This window comes from Streptomyces sp. NPDC087901 (assembly GCF_044742205.1).
In the GTDB taxonomy this organism is placed as follows: Bacteria; Actinomycetota; Actinomycetes; order Streptomycetales; family Streptomycetaceae; genus Streptomyces.
In genome coordinates this window covers 62,447-87,624 of record NZ_JBIUUC010000018.1, presented here as the reverse complement: position 1 = coordinate 87,624, position 25,178 = coordinate 62,447, and the positions used below count along the sequence as shown (strand labels likewise).

Below are 25,178 nucleotides of genomic sequence, written 5' to 3'. Positions count from 1 at the left end.
GCGCGCGCCTTCCCTTCCTCCCCGCTGCCTCTCATCGATCCGACCAGGAGCTTTTCCATGAAGGCCATAGGCCTGTCCTCGTACGGCGGACCCCAGGTCCTCCACGTCGTAGACCTCCCCGAACCGCACGCCGGTCCAGGACAGGTGCGCGTACAGGTGCGCGCGGCCGGGGTGAACCCAGCCGACGTGATGCTCCGCGACGGTTCCCTCACCGACTGGTACCGGGACGTGGAGCCGCCGTTCATCCCCGGCATGGACGTGGCAGGAACGATCGACGAGATCGCAGACGACGTCCGCCCCATGGAGGGCGAGAGACTTTCCCTGGGCACGGACGTCATCGGCATCGTCGACAACCACGGCCGTCACGGAGGCTACAGCGAGTACGTCGTCCTCCCGGCCGAGTCCGTCACGCGCAAGCCTGCCGGGACCACGTTTCCTCAGGCGGCGTCGTTCCTCATGAACGCACTGACCGCCCGCTGCGCGCTGGATGCCCTCGGTCTCGCGCAGGGTTCGACGCTGGCGGTCACCGGGGCCGCTGGCGCGGTCGGCGGCTTCACCGTCCAGCTCGCCGCTTCGGAAGGGCTGCACGTCATCGCGGTGGCATCGCAGAGCGACGAAGAGCTGCTCCGCTCCTACGGCGCCGAGGCCGTCGTCCCCCGCGGCGACAGAGTGCTCCAGCAGATCGTCGACTTCGCCCCTGCCGGCGTGGACGCCGTCGTGGACACGGCCATGCTCCACGACCGCATCGCGCCCGCGGTGCGGGACGAAGGCCAGATCGCCGTCTTCCGATTCTGGGAGGGCGCCCCCGGTCGCGGCATCACGGTGCATCCGGTCAACGTCCGCACCCGTGCGACCGACCACGCGGCCATCGCCGGGCTGCGTGAGCAGATCCAATCCGGCCTGCTCACACCCCGCGTCGCCGCCGCTCTCCCGGCCGACGAGGCGGCCAAGGCCCACAGCATGGTCGAAGGAGGCGGCCTGCGAGGGCGCGTCGTCCTGACCTTCCCGCCCACGACACTCGGATCGACGGGGTAGCGGCCGATGCGCCGACGCGTCAACCTGGCCCGCCGGTTCACGGTCCGGCTCCTCGCATCGGCGGACGGTATGCCGCGGACACCCAGCACGTCCTGCGGGGTGTCCGGATACAGCCCCTCCGTCGGCAGTCGCCCCGATTCCGACGTCCCCGGAGACCACACACCGTGAACGACATACCCAGCCCCCGCCGCCCCGCCTCTCGCTGGGAACCGCCAGGGCGCGCCGTCACCCGCCGCGCCCTCCTGTTCGGTGCGGGGGCCGCGGCCGTCGCGGGACTCTGCTTCGCCGCCGTCGCCGAACTTCCCAGTCAGCGAAGCGGCCTCTTGGACGTACGGGAGGGGACCGTCGATCAGCCGACCGCCCGGTGGACCGCCGCCCCCGACGCCAACTACCGCTACGCGAACCGGCCGGACGACTACCGCATCGACCGGATCGTCATCCACGTCACCCAGTCCCGCTACGAGAACGCCGTGCGCGCCTTCCGCGACCCGGCACACCAAGCCGCCGCGCACTATCTGATCCGTTCCTCCGACGGGCGCCTCGCCCAGATGGTCCGCGAGGCCGACGTGGCCTACCAGGCGGGCAACCGGGAGTGGAACGAACGCAGCATCGGCATCGAGCACGAGGGATACGTCGACGACCCGGACCGCTGGTTCACCGACACCGCCTACCGCGCCTCCGCCCAACTGGCCGCCGACATCAGCACCCGCTACGACATCCCCATCGACCGCGAGCACATCGTCGGCCACCGCGAAGTTCCGGGCGCCACACACACGGACCCAGGACCGTACTGGGACTGGGACCGCTACCTGGACCTGGTGCGCGCCGCAGCCAAGTGACACCCCCCGGGTAGCCACGGAAAGAAGTCAGGTCTCCAGCCACCGAACGCTGGAGACACACCCACACCAAGGCAAGGCGCAGCACGGGAGCCCCCTCGGCGACGCCTCCCCTTCCTGCTGTCCTGGGAGAGCCTGAACATCTCCCTGCGGGCGATCCGCCGCAGCCTGCGCGGCATCGTCCTGGCCTCCACTTTCATGGCGGCGGCGCCGCCGACCTGCGCCACCACCAGACCACCGAACTCCGTCTCGCCCTCCTGGCCCGCAAACGTGCCACCGTCATCCGCCTGCGCGACGAGAACACCATCGACGACACCGTCCTGCGTCGCATCGAGGCCCAGTTCGACCGAGAGGAGAACCGGCTCACTCGGAAGGCGTCCGCCGAGTAGGTCCTTGCTCCGCGCAGTACCGTTGGCGATCGGTCGGCCTTTCTGAACACATGAACTTGACTGGGAACGCGCGGGTCAGGATCGCGATGGTCCACGGCTGCCTGATGCTGATGCCGCGGATCCAGTCGCCTTCGGGCAGGGTCGCAGCGCTCATGCGGCTCGCCCCCACATCGCTGTGCCCGGCCTGCCCGCCCGGCGGCCGTTGATGGACGGCGTCGTGGCGTGCGCGGCGGTGGCGAGGTGGGCGCGGCCGGTGTGTTTGCCGTCGTAGAGAGCGGCGTCGGCGGCCCTCTGTAACGCGGTCAGGTCGCGGGTGCCGAGCACGTCCGTCGTCGCGGCGCCGACCGACGCGGCGACGTCGACCGCGCGGCCGTGCCGGTGTCCTCCAGCGCCTCGCCGACGCGCTTGACCATGCGGAAGTAGGAGAAGCGGCTCTCGTCGTACCACTGGTTGTGGCAGGGGTTGGGGTGGTCGATGACCTTGCCGACGTTGGCGGAGAGGCCCACCGGGGTTCCGGCCAGGCGGGACATCTCGATGGTGCCGTCGGTAGGGGTGGCGATGTACCAGGTGACGGGCTTGCGGGCCATGCGGTCCTCCACGAGGGGGTGTGGGCGGCCGGGGCCACTCATAACTGGATGTTGATCGGGGTGCACGGATCGTCGGTGCTTCCGTCGGCGGCGCGGCTCATTCGCGGACAGCGTCTGCGAACTGCTCTTCGAGGTCGGCGCGGCCGTCAGGGTCGTCGTTCGGGCCGTGGACGGTGCAGATGATGTCTTCGTCGTCGTCCAGGCCACCGTTCAGCGCGCGGAACAGACAGGTGACGCTGTGGACGGGCACCCAGGCGGTACCGGTGCATTCGTCGTCGTAGGGGCACGGCACCATCGCCTCGAAGCCGTAGTCGCCTTCACCGTCGATGTCCGGGCGGTACGCGAGGGTGAGGTACTGCTGACCGAGGCGGATCTCCGCGACGCGGTCGCCGCCGGCGAGATCGGAGCCGTTCTTCCACCGCCAAAGCGGCAGGATCTCCGAGCCGAACACCCGACGTACGAGCAGCAGATCACCGAGGCCGTCACCGTCGTCCAGTCCGAGGTCGGCCTGCCGGGTCCCGCTCAGCCGCTCCAGGAACGGCAGCAGCCGGCAGACGCTGTCGGAGAAGACGATCTCGGGGAATCCCTCTGCCTTGAGGGTCCGGTGCGAGTTGACCGTGTCCCTGTGCTGCTGAACGACCGGGCCCTTGGCACGCGACGGTTGGCCGGCCGCGTAGCCTGCCGCTCCTCACACGTCACGCCGGGTGTGGCGACCATGAGCGCGATGGGGAGCATGTTGTGCCGCTTGGCGGCGGCGACCAGCGGCTCCCTCGCGGCCCGGGTGGTGTTGGTGGCGTCGATGACGGTGAACAGGCGTCGGCGCATCCGGGCTTCGAGCAGCAGGTGCAGGGCGGCGACGGCGTCGCCGGTCGCGCGCTGGTCGCCCGCGTCGTCGCTCACGGTTTCGCGCAGCGCGTCCAGGGACAGGACCTGCGAGGCGGGCCAGGTGCGCGCGAGCGTGGACTTCCCGGCGCCGGACGGGCCGATGAGGACCACCAGACTGTGCTCGGGCATCGGCGGGTAGATCGGCTGAGTCATGTGAGTTCTCCTTGCGGGTGAAGGGCGCGGGCGGCCCAGATGAGGCGCTGTCCGGCGCTGTCATTGAGCAGGGCGGCGGCCTCGTGCAGCGGGCAGGAGGCGTCACCGTCACGGTCGGGTTCGAGCCGCTCGGCACGGCGCGCGGCGGCGGTGAGTAGCTGCGCGAGGAACGGGACGAACCCGCCGGGCGGGTCGGTGTCCTCGATGAGCTCGCGCAGGATCGCGGCGAGCTCCTCCTGGTCGACGTCGTCGGCGCTGAGGTCGTCCTCGATCTGCTGGAGCGCCAGGGAGGCGATGCCGACGGCGGCGCGGACGCGTTCGATGCGGGCCCGGGTCACCGGCGGGCGCCGGGGCGGGTGGTGAGCCAGACGGTGACGGCGGCGGCGCCGACGCCGATCGCGCGGTGCAGTGCCGCATCCAGCTCCATCCACGCACTGCCCGGCCCGGTGAGCTCGGAGGTGGCCTTGCCGTCGTCATCGACGCGGGCGGCCTTGCAGTGCTCGATGTAGCCGGTCTTCTTGGTCTTCTTCGCCAGCCACAGCAAAGCGGCGCCGCGGTCGATCGCGGCGTGTGTCCCGGCGTTGATGGCCGCACCGGCGAGCAGCGCGGCCGGTGTGACGCGGTAGCCGAACGCGTGGGTGACCGCGATGGTCGCCCCGAGCTGTACGGCGGTGTACGAGGCGACATTCTCTCGGGTTTGTGACCGCGTCGTGCACTGTCGCGTCGCCCCCAAGAGGGGTGCAGTGTGCGACGGTTCGCGTCGCCGTGTCGTGCACGTCGTAGTTGTCGTTGAAGGCTCGTGACTCATCAGGTGATCTCCAGAGGGCTGCGGCCCTTCCCGGTACACATGCCGTCGGGGCAGCGGTACTGGACCGTGTTGGACGACGATCGGTTGACGCCCGTACCGGAAGCGGACGAGTTCTTGCGGCATGTACGCTTCGGCCGCGATCAGGCGGAATCGACCACGCGTACATATGCCGGGGCGGTCGTGCTCTATCTGACGTGGTGCCGCTGCACCGGCCGGGACTGGACAACGGCGGCGGGCCGGCTGGGCAGCTTCATGTTCTGGCTGCGGCACTCGACCGGTGACGGCAGTCCGGTGGCGGCCGGACCGGGAAGTGAACCCGTTCGCGGGCCACGCCGGATCAACACCGTGCTGGCCGGCGTCCGCGAGTTCCTCACCCACGGCACGACGCTCGGCACGGTGCCGACGTTCGTGCTGTCCCAGCTCTACGAGGTAGCCGACGACCGGGACCTGCCGATGCAGGCCCGCGGCGAGGGAAGCCACCTTCGCTACTACGCCAAGGCCCGGCACCGGGCCGCCGAACCGCACGAGCCGGTCGGCCGCGCCAGTGACGAGGAGGTCCTTGCCCTGTTGCGGGCCTGCCGCTCGGCCCGGGACCGGTTCATCGTCCTCCTGCTCGCCAGGGCCGGGCTGCGCCGCAGCGAGGCCGTGGGCATGCGGCGCGAGGACATCCATTTCATCCTGGATGCCAGCGTGCTGGGCTGCCGGATTCCCGGCTCCCACCTGCACGTGGTGCGACGGGACAACGACAACGGTGCCTGGGCGAAGTCGAAGCGTTCGCGCGCCGTCCCGGTCGACTTCCTACTGGTCCAGGCTTACGACCAATACGTCGTTGAACGAGACACCTGCCGCAAGGCTCGCGACAGCGACTTCGTCCTGGTGAACCTGTTCCGGCCCCCTCTGGGGGCGCCCATGCCGCCAGGAGCCCTGAACGACCTCTTCGACCGGCTCTCCCGTCGGGCCGGCCTGGCCGACGGCGTTCATCCCCACGCTCTGCGGCACGGATTCGCCAGCAACGCGGCCGACGCCGGCGCCGTCCTGGACGAGATCGCCGACCTGCTCGGGCACGCCAGCGCGGCGAGTTCGCAGGTTTACCTGCATCCCGATCCGCAGCGGCTGCGGTCCGCCGTCGAACGGGTCGGCGCTCTCGCTCCCAGGAGGAACGGATGACCACGGCCCTGCGACTGGTGCCCGCTCCCGCATCGGATCTGCTGCCCGCCCGCGCGAAACGGCTGCGCGCTCTGATCCGGCCGGAGACGCTGGACGTTCTAAACTGGGACGAGAAGTCCCGGATCCTTCGGCCCTCACCGGACCACCCTTTCCTCGGCATGCACATCTGCGCCCGTTCCGGCTGCTGGGCAGCGGCCCGCAAGACGGACCTGGGGTTGTGCTCGGCCTGCCGCGGCAGCTGGAAGCGAAGCGGCAAAACGCCGGAGGACTTCCTGGCCACCGAGCCAAAACAGATCAGCAACATCTCGGGCGGGTGCTCTGTCCATGAGTGCCGGCGCCCCTGGACGTCGTCCCGCACGCAGATGTGCATGCGGCACCGCGAGTTGTTCACGAGGCTGGGGCGTCCGCCGCTGGAGGAGTTCTTCGCCGACCCCCGCGTTCGCCCGCTGCCGGGCTTCGGCCTGTGCTCGGTGGATGCCTGCCACCGGCACCAGGCGAACAGCTCGAACCTGTTCTGCCCTCCGCACTGGGTGAGGTGGCAGGAGGCACGAGTCCCCGACGCTGATTTCGAGGCGTGGTGCCGCACCGAGCCCGGCACGGCGGAGTCCACCGCGCTGAGCCTGCGGGGTCTGCCGGCCCTGGTGACTGCCGAGATCCTCTACGTCCTTCAGGCCCGCACGGACGCCGAGGTCAAGAGCCCGCCCGTCCTGCTGCGAGGCGTCGTCCGACACCTGCGCGAGCAACGCGTCGAGCAGTTCGGCGACGTCCAGGTGCCCCGCAACACCCACCTGGCCGGCATGGCCAACCGCATGCGCCACATGATCGCGGCCGCCGTCTCCACTCCGGAACTGGAGCAGATCAAGGACGTCTGGAACATGGGCGCCTTCGGACTCGGCCAGTGGCGGAAGATGGACTTCACGCCGTTGCACCAGGAGTGGATGCGGCGGGCCTGCAAGACGTGGGTGCTGGACGAGATCCCCCGCCGCTACGGCAAGAACATCCCCAACGGCCTTTCCGACATGATCCTCTGCCTGCGCTACCTCTCCCAGAGCCTCGTCCGCTCCCGTCAGGACGACGGAGCGGACATGGCCGCGCTCGGCCGAAGCGACATCGAGACGTTCACGCAGTACGTGGCTCACCTCGCGCACACCGGCAAGATCAGCGCCTTCCGCCGCACGACGGTCTGCCGCTTCACCAGCCGGTTCCTGCGCGAAATCCGCGACCTGGGCCTGACCCGACCCGGCGAAATCCTCGCCGACCTGCCCGACGACTTCGCGCTGCGCAGGCATGACATGCCCCCGGTCGTCATTGAGGAAGGACCCGGCAGAGCCCTGCCGAAGGAAATCCTCAGCCAGCTCTGCGAGCGGCTGCCCACCCTCGACCAGATCCGGGACGGCAGCGACGACGCGCGCGCCGCCATCGAGATCCTCGTCGATACCGGCCGACGCCCCGACGAGATCGGATGCCTGCCCTGGGACTGCATGGAGACCGACGAGCACGGCAAATCCGTGCTCGTCTACACAGACTTCAAGAACAACCGCATCGGCCTCCGCCTGCCGATCCCGGACACCACCGCAGAGATCATCGTCCGGCAGAAGAAGGCCATCCACGCACGCTTCCCGGACACCGAGCTGTCCAAGCTGGTCCTCTTCCCCCAGCCCCGGCAGAACTCCGAGGGCACCAAGCCGTTCCGGATGCAGCACATCGGCAACGTCCACCGCCGCTGGGTCAACGCCATGGCGCCGCTGCTGCTGGCCGACGGCACCGAGTTCCCCAAGCTGGAAGTCGTGCCCTACTCCTACCGCCACTCCTACGCCCAACGGCACGCCGACGCCGGAACCCTGCCCGACGTGCTGCGCGAGCTCATGGGCCACCGGTCGTTGCAGACCACCCAGGGCTACTACCGGGTCACGGAGAAACGCACCCGAGCAGCAGTCGACAAACTCGTCTCGCACCAGTTCGACCGGCACGGCAACAAGATCTGGACCCAGGCCCGCCAGCTCCTGGAGCACGAGCACGCCCGCCTGCGGATCGGCCAAGTGTCCGTCCCCTACGGGATCTGCGTCGAACCGAGCAACGTCAAAGCCGGCGGCCACGGCTGCCCGTTCCGGTTCCGCTGCGTCGGCTGCGACCACTTCCGCACCGACCCGTCGTACTTGCCGGAGCTGCGGACCTATCTGGACACCCTGCTGAGGGACCGCGAACGTCTCGCCGCGGCCTCGGACCTCGACGCCTGGGCCCGCACCGAAGCGACTCCGTCCGACGAGGAGATCAAGCGCATCCGCACACTGATCCGCCGCGTCGAGACCGACCTCGACGGGCTCACCGAGGACGAACGCGAGCAGATCAAGGACGCCACCCGGACCCTGCGCAAATCCCGCACCGTCTCCCTGGGCATGCCCGGCATCTGTCCGCCCGAGCCGGAGCTGCGACTGGAGCGTGACGCGTGAGCGCATCACCGGACCACCTGACCCGAGCACGGGCCGCTGACTCCGACCGACGACGAAACCGAGTGTTCAAAGCTCTCGACCAACTGGCCTCCACTGGCGAGGAGATCAGCGTTTCCTCGGTCGCCCGCGCCGCCGGCGTCCACCGCAGCCTGATTCACCGCCACGGAGATCTGCACGCAGCCGTCATCGCCCGCGCGGGCCAGCCCCCGCCCGGCACGACTGCCGGAGCGCAGGTCAGCCGCAAGTCGCTGCTGGCTGACGTCGCGAACCTCACGGCCCGCAACGGGAGACTGTCCGCGCACATCACCCGGCTCGAACGGCGCCTGTCCGAGGCTCTGGGCCAGACAGCTTGGGAAGCATCCGGCCTCGGCGCCCCGGCCGACATCGAGACGCTCACACGCCGCGCCACCGAGCTGGAACAGCAGAATCTCGACCTCCGCGGCGAACTCGCGGAACGGGACGAGGACCTCGAAGCCGCCCGCGCCGCGAACCGTGAGCTGATGGCCCAGGTCAACCGCTAACTGCGCCGTCGCATGAGGTTGGTACCACGGTCGTGATTCCGGCCGCAGCGACACCTCGGTGAGTCGATGATGTACGGATGCCCTACATAGCTCCGTCCAAGTGGCCGCCACCGGATGGGTGGCCACCATCCGACGACTGGACACCGCCGACGGGTTGGATGCCAGACTCGCGCGGAGGCGTCCGGTAAGACCGTGTCACCAGCTGCAAACGGCAGAGCTACTCGCTGACTTCGCAGGTCAGGGATGCCAGGCAGTCATACCCGGACGGTGCTCCCGACTGGGCTCTGCCCACCGCGCACCCTGTAGAGGCCTGGACTCACCTCGTCGGAGTGCTCGGCGACAATTGATGCCAAATTGGCAGGCCACTGGGTCTCCCGGTTCCAGATTGCTCCTTCAGGAAGACGCATGTCCGTAGCACCTGTAAGCATTGCTTCGGTCAGGTCCGCGAGCGCCAGGTTCGCGTCGGCCAAGTTCGCGCCGGGCAGTTTCGCGCCGCTCAAGTGTGCGCTGCTCAGGTCTGCGCGGGTCAGGTCTGCGCGCGTCAGGCTGGCATCAGTCAAGTTCGCATGCCTCAAGTTCACGTTGGACAGGTCTGCACGGGTCAGGGTGGCGCGAGTCAGATTCGTGCCTCTCAGCTTTGCACCACTCAGGTTCTCATCGGTCAAATCCGCGTTGGCTAGGTTTGCGCCGGACAGGTTCGCGCCGGACAGGCGCACGCCTTTGAGGGCTGCGCGGGTCAGGTCCGCGCCACTCAGATCCGCTTGCATCAGGTTCGCGCGGGTCAGGTCCGCGCCAGCCAGGATCGCGCGAGGCAGATACGCCCTCGGTAGGGCTGCGCGGGTCAGGTCCGCGCCACTCAGATCCGCTTGCATCAGGTTCGCGCGGGTCAGGTCCGCGCCAGCCAGGATCGCGCGGGTCAGGTCCGCGCCTTTGAGGGCTGCGCGGGTCAGGTCCGCGCCACTCAGATCCGCTTGCATCAGGTTCGCGCGGGTCAGGTCCGCGCCAGCCAGGATCACGCCGCTCAGATTCTCATCGGTCAAATCCGCGTCAGCCAGGTACGCGCCGGTCAGGTTTGGCCGGTCTGCATCCGAGAGTTGCTTGGGCTGGCTGAGGTAAACGGCCTCAGGGACTGGTTCGTCGGGCATTTCCTCGGCGTGCCGGACAATTGCGTCGGCGGTGGACTCGATGGCCCGAGCGGGGGCATCGGGGCAAGCAAGAAAGAGGAGTCCGCGCAGGCGGGCTCCTTGCGCGTCGCGTTCGGCGAGTGTGGCGCGTTCGTCGTCCGTCACGACGCCTCCAGGGTAGGCCGGGGGCTCACAGAAGAGGCCTGCCGCCTGACGCAGATAGGACAGCGGTAGTCAGGCAGGTTGCTGATCGACAGAAGGAAGTGAACGGCCTCGTTCTCGGCCCGGCGCACGGTGTCCTGGGCACTCCTACTACGAGGTACTGCCCGTCCCAAGATGGCCTCGATCAGATAGGTGAAGTGCTGCTGCGCCCAGTCCCAGTCGGGTGTGGCGCCTGGGGCAGCACCATTGAAGGCATGGCGAGCGCCAAACGCCCGGATCGCCTCTTTGACGGCCTCGCTGCCCTCTTCATACACGCCGTGCAAGGTAATCACGAGTCGCCTCCAGAGGCTGGGGGCAGGCCAGGAGGTTCCGCCAGGCGGCGCAGTTCGTCGAGAACTTCGCCCATCTCGCGCGCGTGGTGAGCCTGGATCTGCTCGGTGATTACGTAGCCAGCAGCCGCTCCGACAATGGCGGGGATTGCGACCCAACCGATCAAAGACAGCCCCCAGGCACACCACTGAGGATGGATGGCCGCGGGCGAGGTGATGCCGATCATCACCTCGTAAGCGTTCGCCCAGCCGATCAAGAATCCGTTCAGCGCGTAAAGCACCCCACATATCGCCAGCACGACGACGCCCCGACTAAGCAGCCAGAAGCCGAATCGGGGCAGGGCATGGCGGGCGGCCCAGCGCGCCCGTAGCCGTTGCCGCCGCCGCGGCGGCGGGGGCCCACCGGGCGGGGGCGCAGGTGCGGAGGACACAATCGCCCACGGTAGGTGCTAGATCGCCTCCCAGGCAGGTGAATGCCGACTTTCGTCTTGAAATCGGCGTGTACGCGCCCCGGTACATAGTGGTGCTGCCCGGCCCGGCCGAGACGGGCACCACTGCACCGGGTCCCGGCACAGCGCAAGGCCCGCAGCGAGTACGAGAACCGAGTCAACGCCCTCACGGCTACCAACCCGCGTTGAGCGGACCGAGCATCACCGCCCCCGCAAGATCAAGTACTGACGGCTTTTAGGCTTACCTCGGCGCTACCCCCACCAGGCCAGGACGGCTGCATTGATCGCCAGGTGCACCGTGTTGTCGGCAATGATGACCAGGGCGTTCGCGAGACCGGACGGGACAGCCACGGGCGAGCCCTGGTTCTTCTGCACGTCGGCCCACGCCACGCGGCGCGAAGCTGGCGCGAGCAGGTTGCGCGCCCAGACCAGGTACTTCGCGGCGCGATAGCGGTCCAGGACGATGTGCGTCACCACGATCACAGCCAGCGCGAGCGGAGACTGCGTGATCAGCAGGAACGGCAGTCCGTACGTGGTGCCATGCACGATGGCAGGCCACCAGCGCTTGACCTTCTCCGTCGCCATCCAGTCCGACTGGATGAGGTAGTCGCCGACCAGATGCGCCAGAAGGCTCTCGAAAAACAGCATCAGCCAGCCACCGCCTCGGTCCGCGACACCTGTCGCGCACCCACCGTCCAACGGCGCACGCCGCTGAGCTGGGCGGTCATCGTGCTTCCCGAGCTCGCGCTCCGGGCGACCCCGAGAGAAGTCTGATGGGAGGCTGCGGCACGCCTGCCGAGCGTGGTGGTGGTCATGGTCGGGCGGGTGGAGTCCGGCGTGGCGGGGGAGCCGTCGGCGTGGACCAGGTCCTCGCCGTACAGCCGCTTCCGCGAGGCCGTCTTGCTGCCCTGGACCCAGTGGTCGCAGGCAGGGTGGAGCTCGCCGAAGGTCGCCAACAGGGTGCCGAAGAGGGCCAGGCGCTCGGTGGTGATGGGCAGACGGGGCATGCTGGGGTTCTCCTGATCTCGAATTCTCGGGTGAAGGGGAGCGGGGCGGCCGGCCTCTCTGCCGATGCTGCGGTCGCCTTGCACGAGATCGCCCCGGCCTGTGTGGCCGGGGCGATCTCGTGTCGGAACGGGGGTGCGACGGCCGGAAAGGCCGGGCGGGGCGAGATGCCGAATGTGTGGCTACGCGCCCGCTCCGGCCCGCGACGGCAGGGGCGTGCTGGCGCAGTGCGGACCGCCGCTGTCGCCGTCGTGCACGGTGTGGCCGTCGGTGCGTCGCAGTTCGGTGAGGATCTCCAGCAGGTCGTTCTCGTCCTCCAGCTGCCAGCCGACGTATCCGCGCTCGCAGGTGCAGGTGCAGGGCACGAGCAGGGTAAGAACGTCGCGGTAGTCGGCGTCGTCGGTGACGGTGTGGTGCAGCCACAGGCCGCCGCCCATGTTGGCCACGGCGCTCGGCTCGAACCCGTTGTCGCGCAGGGCGGGGTAGCCGGTCCACGAGAATTCCTCGAGCGCCGTGCCGAGGGTGTCGGGGTATGCGCGGTAGACGTGGTCGGCGGCCGCGGTCTCGGCGCCGTCGCTCTCCTCGTCTCGTACGGCGCGCGTGGTGGTGGCGACGATGTTGAACAGGATGGACAGCGGGGAGTCGGCCGCGAGGCCGGTGGCGGGCTGGGTGAGGGTCTCGGTCACAGCAGTTCTCCTTCGGATGTGCGGTCAGGCGGCGAGCCGGTGAATGACCGGTGCCGTGGGCGCGTGGTAGGTGCGTGGATCCGCCGGGGTTCCGTCGTGACACTCCAAGCAGCTGCCGAGTGTTTTGAGCTGGCAAGCAGAAGGTGTAGCGGCGGCGGCACGTCGGTACGGGGCAGCTTTGGCGTGCCGCCATGGCCCGGTCCAGCGCCCATTCCTGCGCCAGGGTCGCCGTGCGCTTGGGCTTCGCCAGGCTGACGTCGTAGAGCCAGGCCAGATGCGTGCACTCGGTGAGCGGCCGGTAGGAGCAGCGGCGGCAGCGCAGTTGCGCGACGGGTCCGTGCCCGCCCGGCGACAGGCCGGCTGCCCGTAACTGCCGGCGGGTGAACAGGAGGTCCTTCGGGGCGCTGTTCCAGTCGTACTCGGGAAAGCCACCGGCTCCGTCGTCGTAGATGTCGACGTCGACCAGGTCCTGGTCCTGGTCGGCCATCACGCGCCCCAGATACCGGGGAGTCGGCGGGGCGGCAGCGGGTAGCGGGGTCCGGGGCGCTGCGGGCGGGGCCGTCCGATGCGGCGGCGCGGGTGGGGGATGAGCACGAGTGATCTCCTCCAGCAGTTGGGTGGGCAACACCGCGCCCCGCTGACGTCGGTGCGTCGGCGGGGCGCGGGGGGCGGTGGCCAGGCGGCCTGTACGGTCCTCGCCCGGTGAGGGCGAGGACCAGGCAGGGCGTCAGGTCTCAGCAGGTGTTCCGTTCCGGCGCTTCATGGGGCGCCGGGGGTCAGTGCTGGAGCGGGTGGACGTTGTCGGGGGCGTCGTCGTCGGGCGCGGGGGCCGGGGCGGGGATGTGGATCTCGGGCCGGATATCAATGTGGGGCTGGACGGCTGGGGCAGGCGGGGCGGGCGGGAGGAAGTTGTTGACGACCGGGCGCAGGCTCAGTCCGCGCAGGGCGACGGTGGAGGCGATGGTCCAGGCGAGGACGGCGATCCCGGTGGCGACGGTGCGTCCGTCGGCCGGGGCCGCGGACCACACCGCGGCCGCGCTTACTGCACCCCACAGGACCCAGGTGAGGCGGGCGCCGGTGACGCCGATGAAACCGCCGATCAGGCCGAACAGGCCCGTCAGCTGCCAGAACGTGTAGACGGCGGAGCTGCTGACGGTGAGGCCGGCGGTGTGCTGGGCGATGTAGGCGCGGATCGGGTTGTCGATCACGCCCCACAGCTCGCTGGATGCACTGGTGCCAGCCCGGGTAGCGGGGCCCGAGTCGGCCAGCCGGTTGAGGGTGGCGTCGACGATGTCGCCCGTGGTGTCGAGCAGGATGATGACCGTGCACACGCCGGTGAGGACCAGCAGCGCCTTGATCCAGTTGGCCATGCCGTGCCAACCGGCCTGTGGGAGCTGGCGCAGTTCCTCCCACCGCCCATGCAGGAAGCCACCCTGCTCCCAGGAGGCGTTCCACCCGGTGCGCAGCTGGGCGAAGCGCTTGGTGCCGGGGTCCTCGTTCAGGTCGATGTCCGGCGGTGGGGGCGTCTGGGCGAGCAGGTCGAGGAAGCTCGGGCTGTTCGGGCAGTGCTGGCCGTTGATGGGTTTGTCGTCGGACTGCATGGCGGGGCGCTCCCTTGGTCGGGTTCGTGTGGTGGTGGTCTGTGGTGTGCAGGCCGGGCGGCCTGGCCCGCACCCGACCGCGAGGGTTCGGGTGCGAGGCAGGTGGCCCGGGGCGGGAGTCAGAGGCAGCGAGCGTCGGCGAGGCCGGCGGCCTGGTCGAGCATCCGGAGGGGGTGGCGGCCGTCTGTCCAGGAGTCGTTGAAGCCGGGCACGGAGTCGACGTGGTCGCCGAACTGGCGGCGGATCGCGTCCAGGAGCACGGCGGCCGCGCCGCCTTCCAGGCCCCTGTCGCCGCGGGCCTCGATACGGATGGCCCCGAGCATGCAGCGGGCGCCGTCCTCGTCGACCAGGGCGCCGGAGCACCAGCCGCCGGTGAGCAGCCGGTGATGAGCGCGCTGCAGGAGCGCCGCCACCGGGGTCGGGTAGGGCGTCCGCGGCTGGAGCGTGGGGGTCAGCGGGAGGGTGACGACGTCGGCCAGGTCGACGGGCTCGATGTCGATGTGGGAGCTGTTGACCTCGTAGGCGACGGCTGCCTCCTCCAGTCGCACGGTCATCGCCGCGTTGACGAACGCCAGGCGTTCCTCGAGGGACAAAGCCGCCGGCGGCGCGGGAGCTGCGGCAGTCGGGGTGGGATGGCTTATGGCGGGGGCGGGTGTGGTGGGCATCGGGGCTCCAGGCGGGGTACGCCGAAGGGCGCCGCCGGGGTGTGTCCGGCGGCGCCCTTCGGCGTCGTGCAACGGGAGGGGAGGGCCTGCTAGTCGGGGGTGTAGTTCAGCGCGCCGCAGTTCCAGCAGTCCCACTCGTCAGGGACTTCGACCAGGTCGCAGCAGTCGCACCCGTCACCGTGGACGACGCAGTCCTCGCCACAGTCCCAGCAGGTGTAGTGCAGGTGTGCCATGCCCTCGTCTCCCCCCGTGTGGTTGGTGGGGCCCGAGACGAGCATGCGTCAGATTTCGGCGCTCTACTGCTGCGTTGGCGGAACTGGCCGACGGATAACGATCAGAGGCTGGAGACCAGTCTGCCCAGCGAGGCGAGGCCGTTGTTGATGAGCGGGGACAGGCCGGTCGCGGCGAGGGTGAAGCCGAACAGGCTGCACGCCAGCATGGAGCCGAAGCGAACGTAGCCGCCCTTGAGCAGGACGGCCACGATGATGCCCAGCAGCGCGGCGGCGGAGATGGAAAGGGCCACGACGGGGACCTCCTTGATAGGTCGGGCGGGGGCGGGCCGGCCGTGCTCGGGCAGGCCGGCCACACCGGTGCCAGGCTGGGAGAGGGTCAGACGTTGTTGAGGCTCTTGATGGCCTCCAGTGCCTGGCGGGGCGAGGCGACCTGGGACTCGCGGCTGCTGCCGCGCTTGCCGCCACCGCCCTTGCCGCCGCGACGGCGGGAGCCGTCGTCGTCGTCGTCCGTGGGCTCGGGCCAGAACTCGCCCGGCCGCACAGGCTCGTTCCAGTCGAACCACAGGCCGCGCTTGTCCAGCTCACTGATCTCGTGGTCCGTGAGGTGGTTGACGTCGTCGGGAAACAGGGTGGCAAGATCGGTGTCGAAGTCCGCGTACAGCGACCGCATGAGGACCGCGCGGCCGTTGTCCATGACCATGACGGCGACGCCGCCGGTGCTCACCCCGTTCTCCGGGTCAGCCTCGCCCTTCATCGCCCGCTCGATCGCGGAACCCTCCTGCTGGGCGTAGCGGGCCGGGATGGTCGGCACGTCGTAGGCGTTCTCCATCGTGCCCTCCGCCGCCTTGCGGGTGGCGCCGGGCGAGCCCATGTTGAAGATGGTCGGCCGGCTGTTCTGCCGCAGGTTGTCCTTCATCTCGGTGGAGAACCCGTTGTGCGCGAACGGCGACTGCCCGGCCGGGTTGAAGCCGATGCCGTACTTCAGGCCAGTGACCGTGAGGTCGTCTCCGTCCTTCTGGATGAACTCGCCGAAGTCCCCGTCCTGGGCCGCGGTCATGAACTCGTCCGCGTACACGTTCAGCTGCCGGTAGGGGCAGCGGGAGTCGCCCGGCTTGTAGTCGTGCGCCTCGCCGTCGTACGCCCAGGGCATGTCCGCGCGGATCTCGCACAACGCCTTCGCCGCGCGCAGCGAGCGGGCCATCCACAGGGCGTTCGAGCCCTGCCGGTCGATGTACTTCCCGAGCGTGGACGTCTTCTCGTCCTTGCGGACGGTGGAGAGCCACACCACCTGGCCGTCCAGGGACTGCGCGGCCATGTTGATCGCGAAGAACTGGGTCTTCCCGCTGCGGCTCACCCCGAGGATGAGGCCGTGGGCTGCGGCGTTCTTGTCGTGCTGATACACCATCGACTTCACCGGCTGGCCGGTGATGGTGAACCCGCACACGTACATGCCCTTGGCGTCCGGGGTGAGCAGCTCCCGGGTGGCGGGGAAGATCGCGGACAGCGGGGGCTTGTCGAACGCGCTGATGAGGAACTCGGTGCCGTCGATGAGGACGAAGACGCAGCTGTCGTCCTCGGGGAGCTTCAGGCCGCGGCAGACCTTGGCCAGGTCGATGCGCGGGGTCGTGGTGGCATCGGCCATCTTCGCCCGGTAGAAGGTGACCCCCCGGACGTTGTCGCGGGTCTTGTGGACCAGCTCGGAGCCCGGGGCGCCGCCCTTGGGCCAGCCGACCTTGTCCGTCCAGCGCTCCTGGTCGGTCGGCTTGGTGCGGCGGCGCTGGTTGGCGTCGGGGGTGATGCGGGCCTCCATCCAGCCCGGCCCGCTCTGGCGGCCGGGCTGGATGGCGACCTCCGCCAGGACGACGTCGCTGGACGGCACGGCGAACGGGGCGGCGACCGCGGCCTCCGTGAGGCCGGTGATCGGCCGTCCGGTCTCGGAGGCGCGCAGCAGGATTGTCATGTCGTACCGCATGCCTGGGTGCCGGGTGGCCTTGACGACGTGCGTACGGCCGGGCATTCCGGCCTGCTCCCACATCATCCGCACCCCGCGGGTGAGCACGTCGGCGTCGTCGGCCGGCACTACCTCAGTGGGCTCGGGGGCTTCGGCGGGCGCCAGCTGCGGGGCCGGGGCGGCGAGGGCGGGGCGGTGGCGGCGGCGGGCGTGCCGGGAGAACGGCATCACCAGGTAGCCGGCCGCCGCCCATGCGGCGGCGAGCAGCCCGTCCAGCCCGTACGGGCCCCAGCCGGTGGTGTGTCCGGCGGCGGTGTCGATGGCGGCGGCCAGGACCAGCGGGCTCCAGCGCAGGATCTTGCGTCCGGCGCCGGGCTCATCGCTCTTGGCGGCCAGGAACCAGCCGCCGATCCCGGCCGCGCCGGCCAGCTGCACGACCTGGTTGACGGGGCTGTCGGGGTAGAGGTTCGGAGCCACGGCCAGCACGGGCGCGGCGAGGGTGTAGGCGAGGCGTTCGAGCGCGACGCTGCGCGGCGTGGTCACCGGCTTCTCCTTCGCAGAACAGCCGCGGGCGGCCCCGCGAGGTGTGCGGGGCCGCCCGCGACGGGGTGGGTGGGGGGGGGGGTCAGCGGTTGAAGAAGCCCGGCCGGGGCGTCTTCTCGCGACGGCCCGAGCGGATGTCGTCCAATGCGCCGTACAGCTTGGAGTGGGTGCGCTTGGTCTCGTGGGTGAGGTCGGCGGTCTCCTGCGCCGTCTCGTGCAGCTTCTTGACCTGCACCCCTGCGCCCCCGAGGGCGACACCGACGTTGCTGGTCAGCTCCACGAACTTCGGGTCGAGTTCGGCGTTGTCGACGTCGCGGGCCGCGTCCTCGGCACGCTTGGCGTTCCTGCGGACGCTGCGCACGAGCTCCTCCAGGCCGAGCCCGGCGTCATCGAGCGCGCGCCCGAGGGCGTCGAGCTTGGCCTGGACGGCCTTGTAGCGGTTGTCGCCGTCGGCGACGGCGGGCGCCGTGCCGCTGGGCGTCAGATCGCTGCTCATCAGCGGGTTTCCTCTCTGCTTCTAGTCGTGGTGGGCGGCGGCCGACGCGTACGTCAGACCCGCGTCTTCCTTCGCGGCCATGTCCTCGCCGTACACGCGGGCGACCATCGCGGCCGCGAGTTTGGCGGCCTCCAGGGCCAGCCCGCACTCGGTCGCGCACCGCTCCGCCTGCTGCTTCATGTGGGCCGCGGAGTCGGCCAGGTCCGAGATCAGCTCGGTGACCTCGGTGGTGACGTTGTGGTCGCCGACCAGGTCGGTGGCCATGTCCCGCAGGGCGTCGGCCACCTTGTCCAGGGCCTCCGCGAGGGCTTCGGCCCGCTCCAGGTCGGAGGCGGCCTGGATGGCGATGTTTGCCATCTCCATCAGGTAGTCGTCGAACGTGATGTCCGTACGGTGCTGGGCGCCGAGGCCGCCCGCGCCGGACGGCCTGCTGACCTCCGAGCTGCTCACGCTGCTCCCTTCTGTGCTGGTCGGCTGGCTGGTGCCGGGCCGTGCGGTGTGCCGTTCCGGCGCGGGCGGCAGGCCCCGCACGCCGGTCGTGAGGGCCCCGGGGGCGTCGGGGACGATGTCCGCGTCGACGATGTCGTCGCCGCCCGTGGAGGCGGTGCGCGGCGGGCGGGTGGGACGGTCGGGCCACTCCACCGTCGGGGTGGGCTCCGGTCCGAACCGGCTGGCCGATGGCCGGCCCGTGCGGCCGCGTCGACCGGTACCCGCCGTACGACCGGTGCGCCCAGCGCGGCCCGTGCGGCGGGTGCGATCCCGTCGCCCGGCCCGGCCCGAACCGCTGGCGCGGCGGCGGAACCGGCGGCGCTTCTTCGCGTCGCCAGACGCCCCGTCAGCGGCCTTGTCGTCCTTGCCGGACTCACCGGCCGCCGGGGTGTCCTTTCCGGCCTTGGAGGCCCCGTCCGGAGCTTCCTTGGCGGTCTTGTCGTCCTTGCCGCCGGTCTCCTTTCCCTTGCTGTCCTTGGCCTTGGTCAGGTTCACCTTCTCCGTGCCGGCCTTGTCGGCCGTCGCGTCAGCGCGGCGCTTGTCCCACCGGCGCTGGGCTCCCTCGCCGACGGCCTTGCCCAGCGTGGTGCGGCCCTGCTCGGCCGCCGCCGCGCCTTCCCGCTTCGCCTTGCGCGCCGTGTCCCGCTCCGCCTTCTTCGCCCGGCGGTCCTCCCACTCCTTCTGCCTGTTGGCGCGCGCCTGGTCCCGGTCGCTGGTCCGGTCGGCGACACCGGCGGTGTGCCCGGCACTGCGCCGCTCCTGACGTCCGGCCTGAAGGGTCGCGGCGCGATCAGCGCGGGCACGGGCTCGCTCCGCACGGGCGTTGGACGCCGGACTGTTGTTCTGCGCCCGGCCGCCGTCGCCCTTCGAGCTGCTGCCCTTGCCCGAGCCGCCAGAGCCGCTGTGGGAGCCCTTCGAGCCTCCGCCGGACCCGGTGCGCCCGGGACCGGCGGAACGGCCGCCAGAGGACCGGTCAGGCCCCTTCGGGCCGCCCTTACCGCTCCCGGAACCCGAACGCCCGGCGGTGCCGCCGGAGTTCGATCCGCGCGACCCGGGCCCCTTCGGGCCGGGCCCTGAGCTGTTGCGGGACGCCCCGCTGCCGCTGCCGCCCCCGCCGCGCGGGGAACCGCCACCACCGACGGCCTTCGAGCGGCCCTTGTCCGCCCCCAGGCCGGAGCTGGGCGACTTCATACGGTCGGCATCCGCCTTTCCGCGTGCCGCCGCCTTGTCGCCCTTCGCTTTCATCATCGCGGCGTGGAACTTTCCGTTCTGCTCCATCATCGCGACTTCCTGCGCGGTGCGACCCTCCAGCAGCGCAGCCTTCCGCGCTATTTCAGCCTCACGGAAAGGCGCTTCGCTTTCATGGTTGTACCGCGCCATTTCCAACCGAAGTTCCAACCAGTCACCGAGACGATCGGCGAGAGAACGAGGCTGAACGTATTCGCCTTCCTCGTATTCACCTTCATCTTCTCCGACTTCCGGCGGGCTAATTCCGTCCGACCGCAATGCCGTTAACGGGTTCGGCGCGGCCGGAATCGTCGGCAATTGCATTGTCGTCTCCTCCGGTGACTCCGGGGGTGCGGCGGGAATGTTCTCCGGCGGCGGAATGGTGTCGATGAAATCCGGGATCGGCGGCAGCGTGTAGGTGGCGTCGCCGCTCCAGGGGCCCTGGACCAGGGTTCCGCCGCCGGTGTCGTCCGTGTCGTCGGACACGGTCCACCTCCCTTCAGGGGGCTTGACAGATGGTGGGTCTCGTGTGCACGCGTGTGCACGTGCACGTGTGCACGCATTACGCGAGGCGAAGGCCCCGCCGGAGTCCGGCGGGGCCTTCGTGGTGGGTGGTCAGCTGCGCGGGCCGTGCTGCTTGAGCACGGTGTCCGCGTACTGCATCAGGTGGTCGAACAGTCGCGGATCGCCCGCGGCCCGCTTCTCCAGCACGAGCTTGAAGAGGCGGCAGACCATCGTGAATCCGGCGATGACGTCGCCGCGATTCGCTTTGACTTCCTTGGTGATTGCGGACCGAGTGAGGCGGAGCCAGAATTCCATCCGGCCGATCTCGCCGCGACTTTCGATCGCCTTGCGCTCTTCTTCCTGCAGCCAGTCATTTCGCCCTTGAAGTGAGCGTTCGACACTGCTGAAGGGGCGCGTCACGCCGACTCCCTGTCACCCAGGTCGTAAATCGACGTAGGAACACCATAGCCGGAATTCTGGCTCTGTCCACCCTGCTGCGGCGGATTCTGCGGAGCAGCCTGGAGCGGCGGGGCGTTCTTGCGCTTCTTTTCCAGCTCCTTTTCCTTCCTCTTCTTGGAGGTATTCGAGACCGCCTCGTCGTGGGCGCGGCGCTTGAATGCGCTCTTTTCCAGGCCCTTGGTGACGCCCTCGACGTGCTTGAGGACGTCCTTGAGCGCCCTTTCCACGGGCTGAGCGCGCATCCAGGCGTCGAACCAGCGGTCGCCCTCGACGTGGGTGTCGCGGCAGTGGACGCGGGTCTCCAGGGCCAGGGCCTCCAGGTTCCTGCCGATGTCCAGCAGGACCCGCTGAACATCGGCCAGGTACCGGGCGGTTGCCTCCGGGTTCTGCGCCACATCGCGCAGAGGTGCGTGATTCGGGTCGTTGCTGTTCACGGCGGGTTTCCTCCTGCTGTACTTGGGGGGCTGCGGACTGCTTCCGGCAGTCGCAGCGAGGGCCAGCCCACTTCGGATGGGCTGGCCCTCACTGGTGTGTGCCGGACGGCGGATCAGGTCAGGTGCTTGTCCGCGTCCTCGGGGCGCAGCAGGCCGGCCTTGGAGAGCAGGCGTACCGCGCGGTTGTTGTTGACGGAGAGCTGGTTGCGGACCTGGTAGAGGGTCACGAACCCGTCCTTGCCGCGTGGCAGGTTCTGTACGAGCGGCAGGAGTTCGGCGTCCGTCCGTACAGGCGTACCGGGACGGTCCGCACCCGCCGTACTGCTGGTTCCGGTTGCGGGAGAGGACGTGGCGGCCGTACCTGTACGGGCCCCCGGAACGTCTTCGCTGCCGGACTGTGTACGGACGCTGATGGCGCCGGTGCGTCCCTGTACGGCCGCACTGGCCGTACCTGTGCGCCTCGCAGCCGTCGTACCTGTACGCGCCGCCCTCTCGGGGGTGGTGTGTACGCCGTCTGTACGGTCGTTGTACGCCCTGGTCACCGTCGCTTCGGTCCCGCCGTCGTGCGGCGGGTGCGAGGCGGGGCGTACAGGGTCCGTACCGTCCCATCCAGTGCCCATGCCGTGCGTCCGCACCGTGTTGTGTGCGGCGTACAGGTCATGGCTCGTGCCCTCTGTATGGCTGGACGATGTGGGATCCGTACCGTCTGTACGCCGGTGCGTACCTGTACGGGCGGGCGTTCCGTTTCCGCCGTCCGTACCTGTACGGCCGACCGCAGCAGCGGCAGCGCTGTGCCCGCCCGTACTGTCGTCGTGCATGAGCGTGTGGACGCGCCAGATGACGGCCACGAAGATCAGCACCACGAACGTGGTCAGCGGCCAGGGAGCCGACTGGCCGTCCTGGACGATGTGGGCCTGCTCGGACAGGTGGTAGGTCACGTTCGCCGACGCCATCAGCAGCAGCGCGTAGGGGATGTCCTTCTTGGCCCGGAACGCGGTGACGCAGTAGACGTCGATCGACACCGGGAGCAGCGGGGCGACGTACTGGTTGATGCCGACCATGCGGGCCAGCTCGTACTCGCCGGAGGCGGCGAGCCCGACGCCGGCGGCGAGAGCGATCCACGGCGCGGTCTTCCACGCCGTGCGGCTGATGTTCTGCTGCCAGCCGTTCCAGCGGGACGCGGACTTCTTCGCCTCCCGGGCCTCATCGAGCAGCCGGCGGGCACGGGCCTCATCGGCCTTCGCCCGCTCGGTGACCGCCTTCGCCTTGCGCTCCGCCTCGGTGGTGATGCGGCTCGCTTCTTTCTGGGCGGCCTCGCGCAGCTGCACCGCGACGGTCTTGGCTTCCTCCCGCAGCCGCTCGCGCTGCTTGTCGCACGCCGCCTTGAGCCCGGTGAGCTCGTCGGCGAGGGCCTGGCGCTTGGTGGCGGCCTCCGCGTCGAACTGGTCGGTGAGCTCGCGCAGCTTCGTCCGCAGCTCGGTGCGGGCCGCCTCCGCCTCGGTGTGCGCGGCTGCGACCCGGTCGTCGGCCTCGCGGCGCCGGTCGTCGGCGGACTTGACCGCGTCCGCGTACAGCGCCTCCGCCTCCGCGCGGCGGCCGTCGTACTGTTCAGCCGCCGTCGCCGCGAGCTGGGCGAACCGCTCGCGGGCCTTCTCGACCTCCCGCTGCGCCACGGCCACCAGTTCGTCGGCCTGCTCCTGGGCGCGGGCCAGGATCTGGCCCGCGTCGGTGCGGCGCTGGTCGACCAGGCCACTGATCTCGGTGAGGTCGGCCTCCGCCAGGCGGCGCAGCTCGGCAAAAGCCGTTGCCGTGGCCGCCCGGTCGGTGGTGGCCAGCTCGGTGAGGTCGGTGACCTGTGCGCGGGCCTCACCCACCAGGGTCTCGGCACGGTTCCGGGCCGCCGCCAGGAGCCGGTCGGCCTCGCCGCGCGCCGCCTCGATGTCCTTCGATGCCACCGTGCGCTGTGCGGTGGCCTCCTGGTCGGCGTCGGCGGTGATGCCCGCGGCGCGGGTCTGCGCCTCGCTCATCAACCCGGCGACCTGCTCGTGCGTCTCGGCGACGGTGCGCGCGGCCGTACTCTCGGCTTCCGTCTGGAGGGCAGCGGCCTCCTCGCGCGCTGTGTCGATGACGTCGGCGGCCCGGTCCCGGGCGTCCGCGACGCTGGCCAGCGCCTCGAAGTCGACGACCGCCGGGGCCGGATGAGCCTCGGGGGTGGGGGAGGTGGTGGGCTGCGGAGCCGGACGGGTCGCCGCCGGCTTCCTGCGGGCGGGGCTCCTCTTGCGGGCGGTTCGTGTGGCGGCCACGCCGCCTCCTTCCAGGTCAGGTGCCGCCCCGGCGGGGGCGGCGGTTCACGGTTGGTTCGATCAGGCGCGCGTGGCGGGCACCGGCGCGGGGACGGGCGTCCGGGCTGTCCGGCTCTCAGTCACCGCCCGCCCCGGCCGCCAAGAGTTCGGCGGCCAGGGCGGGCGGATCAGGCAGCCGTCAGACCGTGGCGAGGGGCCGGTGCGGGGCGATGATCTGGCCGTCGGGCAGCAGCTCCCCGGTGTCCTCGAAGAGCAGGAGGCCGTTGCACAGCAGGCTCCAGCCCTGCTCCGGGTGAGCGTTCACGACCTGCGCGGCCTCACGGTCCGAGCTGGCGGCCGTCGGACACTTCGGCGTGTGCTTGCACAGCGAGTCAGGCAGCCGGGGGGCGCCGGTGGGGGTCGTCGCGGTGTCGAGCTGGTGGCTGCTTTCCATGGGGCTCTCCTGCGGGGAGGAAGGCGGTCCCGGATGTTCCCGGGCTGAAGGTGTACGAGGCCGGTTGCCCGTCGTACGGACAGCCGGTGACAAACGGCGTTGCGTCGCAGGGACAGGGAGTTGATCGCTGCTCCCGCGCGACGAAAGTCAGGCGGCGCTCCTGCGGGCCGCGCGGCGCTTGATGCGGCGGCGCTCGCCCTCGTCCGTGCCGCCCCACACGCCGTGCTCCTGGCCGCTTTCCAACGCCCACTGGAGGCAGCGCTCCATGACGGGGCAAGCGCGGCAGACGCCCTTGGCTTCCTCGATCTGGAGCAGTGCCGGGCCGGTGGTGCCGATCGGGAAGAAGAGCTCGGGGTCGTCCTTGCAGGCGGTGGCGGTCCGCCAGTTGGTGTTGACCGGCAGGTCGGCGGAGGGGGCGTAGTTCGCGTTTACGATGGAGTGGTTCATCAGGGCCTCCCAGAAGGTCCGTACGAGACAGCCCCCGGGGGTGCATCCCCGGGGCTGTTCTGTGTCAGCTGTCTCTCAGCGGTGCTGGGTGGGTGTCAGCGACGAGGTGGCCCACGTCCCACGCCCTCGCCGCCGCCGCTGCGGCGGCCGCGAGAAGAACGATGGTGAGCGGGGGAGCCAGGCCACGTGCTGTGACTGCCCGTGCCGCACGGTGCTGTGCGGCACGGGCAGTCCGTATGTGATGTGCCATCGGCTACCGGGCGCCGCCCCCGCACTGGCAGGGCTCGTGAATTACGGTCTGATACGGCGTGCCGTCGGCGCCCACGTGATTCACCGTCACCAGGCGCGGGGGGTGCCCACAACTACTCATCGGGTCACCCCCGACCCGCTGCAGGAGGTGCAGGACTGCCAGTGCTGACGGGTCACACCATCGCTGCTGGTGTCCACCATCCGGCCGCCCTGACCGCCGCACGGCTGGCACTGGTCGGATGCCCGGAACGTCAGCTGGCGAGTCAGGCGCAGAACGGGCTGGCGGGCGTACCCGGGAACCATGTCGGCGAGGGTGCGCCGTGCCTGGCGGCCGGCGGCCCGGGCTCGGTCGTCACCGTCGATCACGAGGTGCCGGACGACCTGGTGAAACTGGTCGGTCTCGTCACGCTCGTAGCCGCGAGCATCGTCGTCACGGCTCATGTCGTCAGCGATGCCGGAACGAGGGGTGACGGCGGAATCGCTCATGGCGGCCGGAAGCACGGCCCGGCGCGTATGCCGGGCCTGAGTGGATGCCATCCTGTGCATGCGTAGATCCCC

At 70.1% G+C, this 25,178-nt stretch carries 27 protein-coding genes and 3 pseudogenes; 5 read left to right on the top strand and 25 right to left on the bottom strand.

From position 1 onward, the window contains the following. Positions 1-57: 57 nt before the first annotated feature. Positions 58-1,035 carry an NADP-dependent oxidoreductase gene (locus ACIOEW_RS36470; RefSeq protein WP_401969418.1) on the top strand — a complete coding sequence of 326 codons (978 nt, stop codon included), beginning with the start codon at positions 58-60 and terminating at the stop codon, positions 1,033-1,035. A gap of 164 nt (positions 1,036-1,199) precedes the next feature. Continuing rightward, positions 1,200-1,874 carry an N-acetylmuramoyl-L-alanine amidase gene (locus ACIOEW_RS36465; RefSeq protein ID WP_401969416.1) on the top strand — a complete coding sequence of 225 codons (675 nt, stop codon included), beginning with the start codon at positions 1,200-1,202 and terminating at the stop codon, positions 1,872-1,874. Between the two features lie 536 nt (positions 1,875-2,410). On the opposite strand, the pseudogene ACIOEW_RS36460 reads toward ACIOEW_RS36465, so the two are convergent. From ACIOEW_RS36460 to ACIOEW_RS36440, 5 genes and pseudogenes are all read right to left on the bottom strand, one after another. Beyond that, positions 2,411-2,632: pseudogene (locus tag ACIOEW_RS36460) on the bottom strand (hypothetical protein); the annotation flags it as partial. After that, complete coding sequence (locus ACIOEW_RS36455) at positions 2,563-2,847, bottom strand: hypothetical protein (protein ID WP_401969414.1); 285 nt, start codon at positions 2,845-2,847, stop codon at positions 2,563-2,565. The pseudogene ACIOEW_RS36460 and the gene ACIOEW_RS36455, both read right to left, overlap by 70 nt. Positions 2,848-2,944: 97 nt before the next feature. Further along, positions 2,945-3,885 (bottom strand): annotated as a pseudogene (locus ACIOEW_RS36450) (AAA family ATPase). Then, positions 3,882-4,223, bottom strand: a complete 342-nt coding sequence (locus tag ACIOEW_RS36445) for a hypothetical protein (protein ID WP_401969412.1) — start codon at positions 4,221-4,223, stop codon at positions 3,882-3,884. Before ACIOEW_RS36445 ends, ACIOEW_RS36450 begins: the two are co-directional and overlap by 4 nt. Further along, positions 4,220-4,618, bottom strand: a complete 399-nt coding sequence (locus tag ACIOEW_RS36440) for a hypothetical protein (protein WP_401969411.1) — start codon at positions 4,616-4,618, stop codon at positions 4,220-4,222. Before ACIOEW_RS36440 ends, ACIOEW_RS36445 begins: the two co-directional genes overlap by 4 nt. A 141-nt stretch (positions 4,619-4,759) precedes the next feature. Between ACIOEW_RS36440 and ACIOEW_RS36435 the strand changes: the two genes are divergently transcribed. The 3 genes from ACIOEW_RS36435 (at position 4,760) to ACIOEW_RS36425 (ending at position 8,831) form a co-directional block, all read left to right on the top strand. Then, positions 4,760-5,860, top strand: coding sequence for a tyrosine-type recombinase/integrase (locus tag ACIOEW_RS36435; RefSeq protein WP_401969409.1), 1,101 nt, complete (start codon positions 4,760-4,762; stop codon positions 5,858-5,860). Further along, complete coding sequence (locus ACIOEW_RS36430; RefSeq protein WP_401969406.1) at positions 5,857-8,310, top strand: tyrosine-type recombinase/integrase; 2,454 nt, start codon at positions 5,857-5,859, stop codon at positions 8,308-8,310. Before ACIOEW_RS36435 ends, ACIOEW_RS36430 begins: the two co-directional genes overlap by 4 nt. Before the next feature lie 62 nt (positions 8,311-8,372). Further along, positions 8,373-8,831: a hypothetical protein gene (locus ACIOEW_RS36425; protein ID WP_401969404.1), complete on the top strand. Its 459-nt coding sequence runs from the start codon at positions 8,373-8,375 to the stop codon at positions 8,829-8,831. A gap of 254 nt (positions 8,832-9,085) precedes the next feature. Here ACIOEW_RS36425 and ACIOEW_RS36420 read toward each other — a convergent pair whose 3' ends face one another. The 20 genes and pseudogenes from ACIOEW_RS36420 to ACIOEW_RS36325 all read right to left on the bottom strand — a co-directional run bounded on the left by ACIOEW_RS36420 (position 9,086) and on the right by ACIOEW_RS36325 (position 25,157). After that, positions 9,086-10,120, bottom strand: coding sequence for a pentapeptide repeat-containing protein (locus tag ACIOEW_RS36420; protein ID WP_401969402.1), 1,035 nt, complete (start codon positions 10,118-10,120; stop codon positions 9,086-9,088). Then, on the bottom strand, positions 10,117-10,449 hold the full coding sequence (locus ACIOEW_RS36415; RefSeq protein ID WP_401969400.1) for a hypothetical protein: 333 nt from the start codon (positions 10,447-10,449) through the stop codon (positions 10,117-10,119). Before ACIOEW_RS36415 ends, ACIOEW_RS36420 begins: the two co-directional genes overlap by 4 nt. Beyond that, positions 10,446-10,877: a DUF6313 family protein gene (locus ACIOEW_RS36410; protein ID WP_401969398.1), complete on the bottom strand. Its 432-nt coding sequence runs from the start codon at positions 10,875-10,877 to the stop codon at positions 10,446-10,448. The genes ACIOEW_RS36415 and ACIOEW_RS36410 overlap by 4 nt, the downstream gene beginning before the upstream one ends. A gap of 270 nt (positions 10,878-11,147) precedes the next feature. Beyond that, complete coding sequence (locus ACIOEW_RS36405) at positions 11,148-11,543, bottom strand: DUF3307 domain-containing protein (protein WP_401969538.1); 396 nt, start codon at positions 11,541-11,543, stop codon at positions 11,148-11,150. Further along, positions 11,543-11,902, bottom strand: coding sequence for a hypothetical protein (locus ACIOEW_RS36400; RefSeq protein ID WP_401969396.1), 360 nt, complete (start codon positions 11,900-11,902; stop codon positions 11,543-11,545). The genes ACIOEW_RS36405 and ACIOEW_RS36400 overlap by 1 nt, the downstream gene beginning before the upstream one ends. 180 nt (positions 11,903-12,082) lie before the next feature. Beyond that, positions 12,083-12,586, bottom strand: a complete 504-nt coding sequence (locus ACIOEW_RS36395; RefSeq protein ID WP_401969394.1) for a hypothetical protein — start codon at positions 12,584-12,586, stop codon at positions 12,083-12,085. Positions 12,587-12,770: 184 nt separating this feature from the next. Continuing rightward, positions 12,771-13,073: pseudogene (locus tag ACIOEW_RS36390) on the bottom strand (RRQRL motif-containing zinc-binding protein); the annotation flags it as partial. A gap of 289 nt (positions 13,074-13,362) precedes the next feature. Further along, positions 13,363-14,187, bottom strand: a complete 825-nt coding sequence (locus ACIOEW_RS36385; protein WP_401969391.1) for a hypothetical protein — start codon at positions 14,185-14,187, stop codon at positions 13,363-13,365. Positions 14,188-14,306: 119 nt separating this feature from the next. Then, positions 14,307-14,852 (bottom strand): hypothetical protein, encoded by a 546-nt coding sequence (locus ACIOEW_RS36380; RefSeq protein ID WP_401969389.1) that lies wholly within the window; start codon positions 14,850-14,852, stop codon positions 14,307-14,309. An 89-nt stretch (positions 14,853-14,941) separates the two neighbouring features. Further along, a complete protein-coding gene (locus tag ACIOEW_RS36375; protein ID WP_391931569.1) occupies positions 14,942-15,085 on the bottom strand; it encodes a hypothetical protein in 144 nt (47 codons plus the stop codon). A 101-nt stretch (positions 15,086-15,186) separates the two neighbouring features. Next, a complete protein-coding gene (locus tag ACIOEW_RS36370; protein WP_401969386.1) occupies positions 15,187-15,375 on the bottom strand; it encodes a hypothetical protein in 189 nt (62 codons plus the stop codon). 86 nt (positions 15,376-15,461) lie between these two features. Then, the gene (locus ACIOEW_RS36365) at positions 15,462-17,579 is read right to left on the bottom strand and encodes a chromosome segregation protein ParM (protein WP_401969385.1); all 2,118 of its coding nucleotides are present in this window, start codon (positions 17,577-17,579) and stop codon (positions 15,462-15,464) included. A gap of 82 nt (positions 17,580-17,661) precedes the next feature. Beyond that, entirely contained in the window at positions 17,662-18,075 is a 414-nt protein-coding gene (locus ACIOEW_RS36360; protein ID WP_401969382.1) for a conjugal transfer protein TraB, read from the bottom strand. Between the two features lie 21 nt (positions 18,076-18,096). Further along, positions 18,097-19,845: an ATP/GTP-binding protein gene (locus ACIOEW_RS36355; RefSeq protein ID WP_401969380.1), complete on the bottom strand. Its 1,749-nt coding sequence runs from the start codon at positions 19,843-19,845 to the stop codon at positions 18,097-18,099. A gap of 561 nt (positions 19,846-20,406) precedes the next feature. Further along, entirely contained in the window at positions 20,407-20,715 is a 309-nt protein-coding gene (locus ACIOEW_RS36350; RefSeq protein WP_401969378.1) for a hypothetical protein, read from the bottom strand. Continuing rightward, positions 20,712-21,188 carry a hypothetical protein gene (locus tag ACIOEW_RS36345; RefSeq protein ID WP_401969376.1) on the bottom strand — a complete coding sequence of 159 codons (477 nt, stop codon included), beginning with the start codon at positions 21,186-21,188 and terminating at the stop codon, positions 20,712-20,714. The genes ACIOEW_RS36350 and ACIOEW_RS36345 overlap by 4 nt, the downstream gene beginning before the upstream one ends. A 113-nt stretch (positions 21,189-21,301) precedes the next feature. Beyond that, positions 21,302-23,491, bottom strand: coding sequence for a hypothetical protein (locus ACIOEW_RS36340; RefSeq protein WP_401969375.1), 2,190 nt, complete (start codon positions 23,489-23,491; stop codon positions 21,302-21,304). A gap of 178 nt (positions 23,492-23,669) precedes the next feature. After that, entirely contained in the window at positions 23,670-23,858 is a 189-nt protein-coding gene (locus tag ACIOEW_RS36335) for a DUF5999 family protein (protein ID WP_401969535.1), read from the bottom strand. A 213-nt stretch (positions 23,859-24,071) separates the two neighbouring features. Beyond that, the gene (locus ACIOEW_RS36330) at positions 24,072-24,371 is read right to left on the bottom strand and encodes a WhiB family transcriptional regulator (protein WP_401969373.1); all 300 of its coding nucleotides are present in this window, start codon (positions 24,369-24,371) and stop codon (positions 24,072-24,074) included. A gap of 366 nt (positions 24,372-24,737) precedes the next feature. Further along, positions 24,738-25,157, bottom strand: coding sequence for a hypothetical protein (locus ACIOEW_RS36325; RefSeq protein ID WP_401969371.1), 420 nt, complete (start codon positions 25,155-25,157; stop codon positions 24,738-24,740). Between the last annotated feature and the right edge of the window lie 21 nt (positions 25,158-25,178).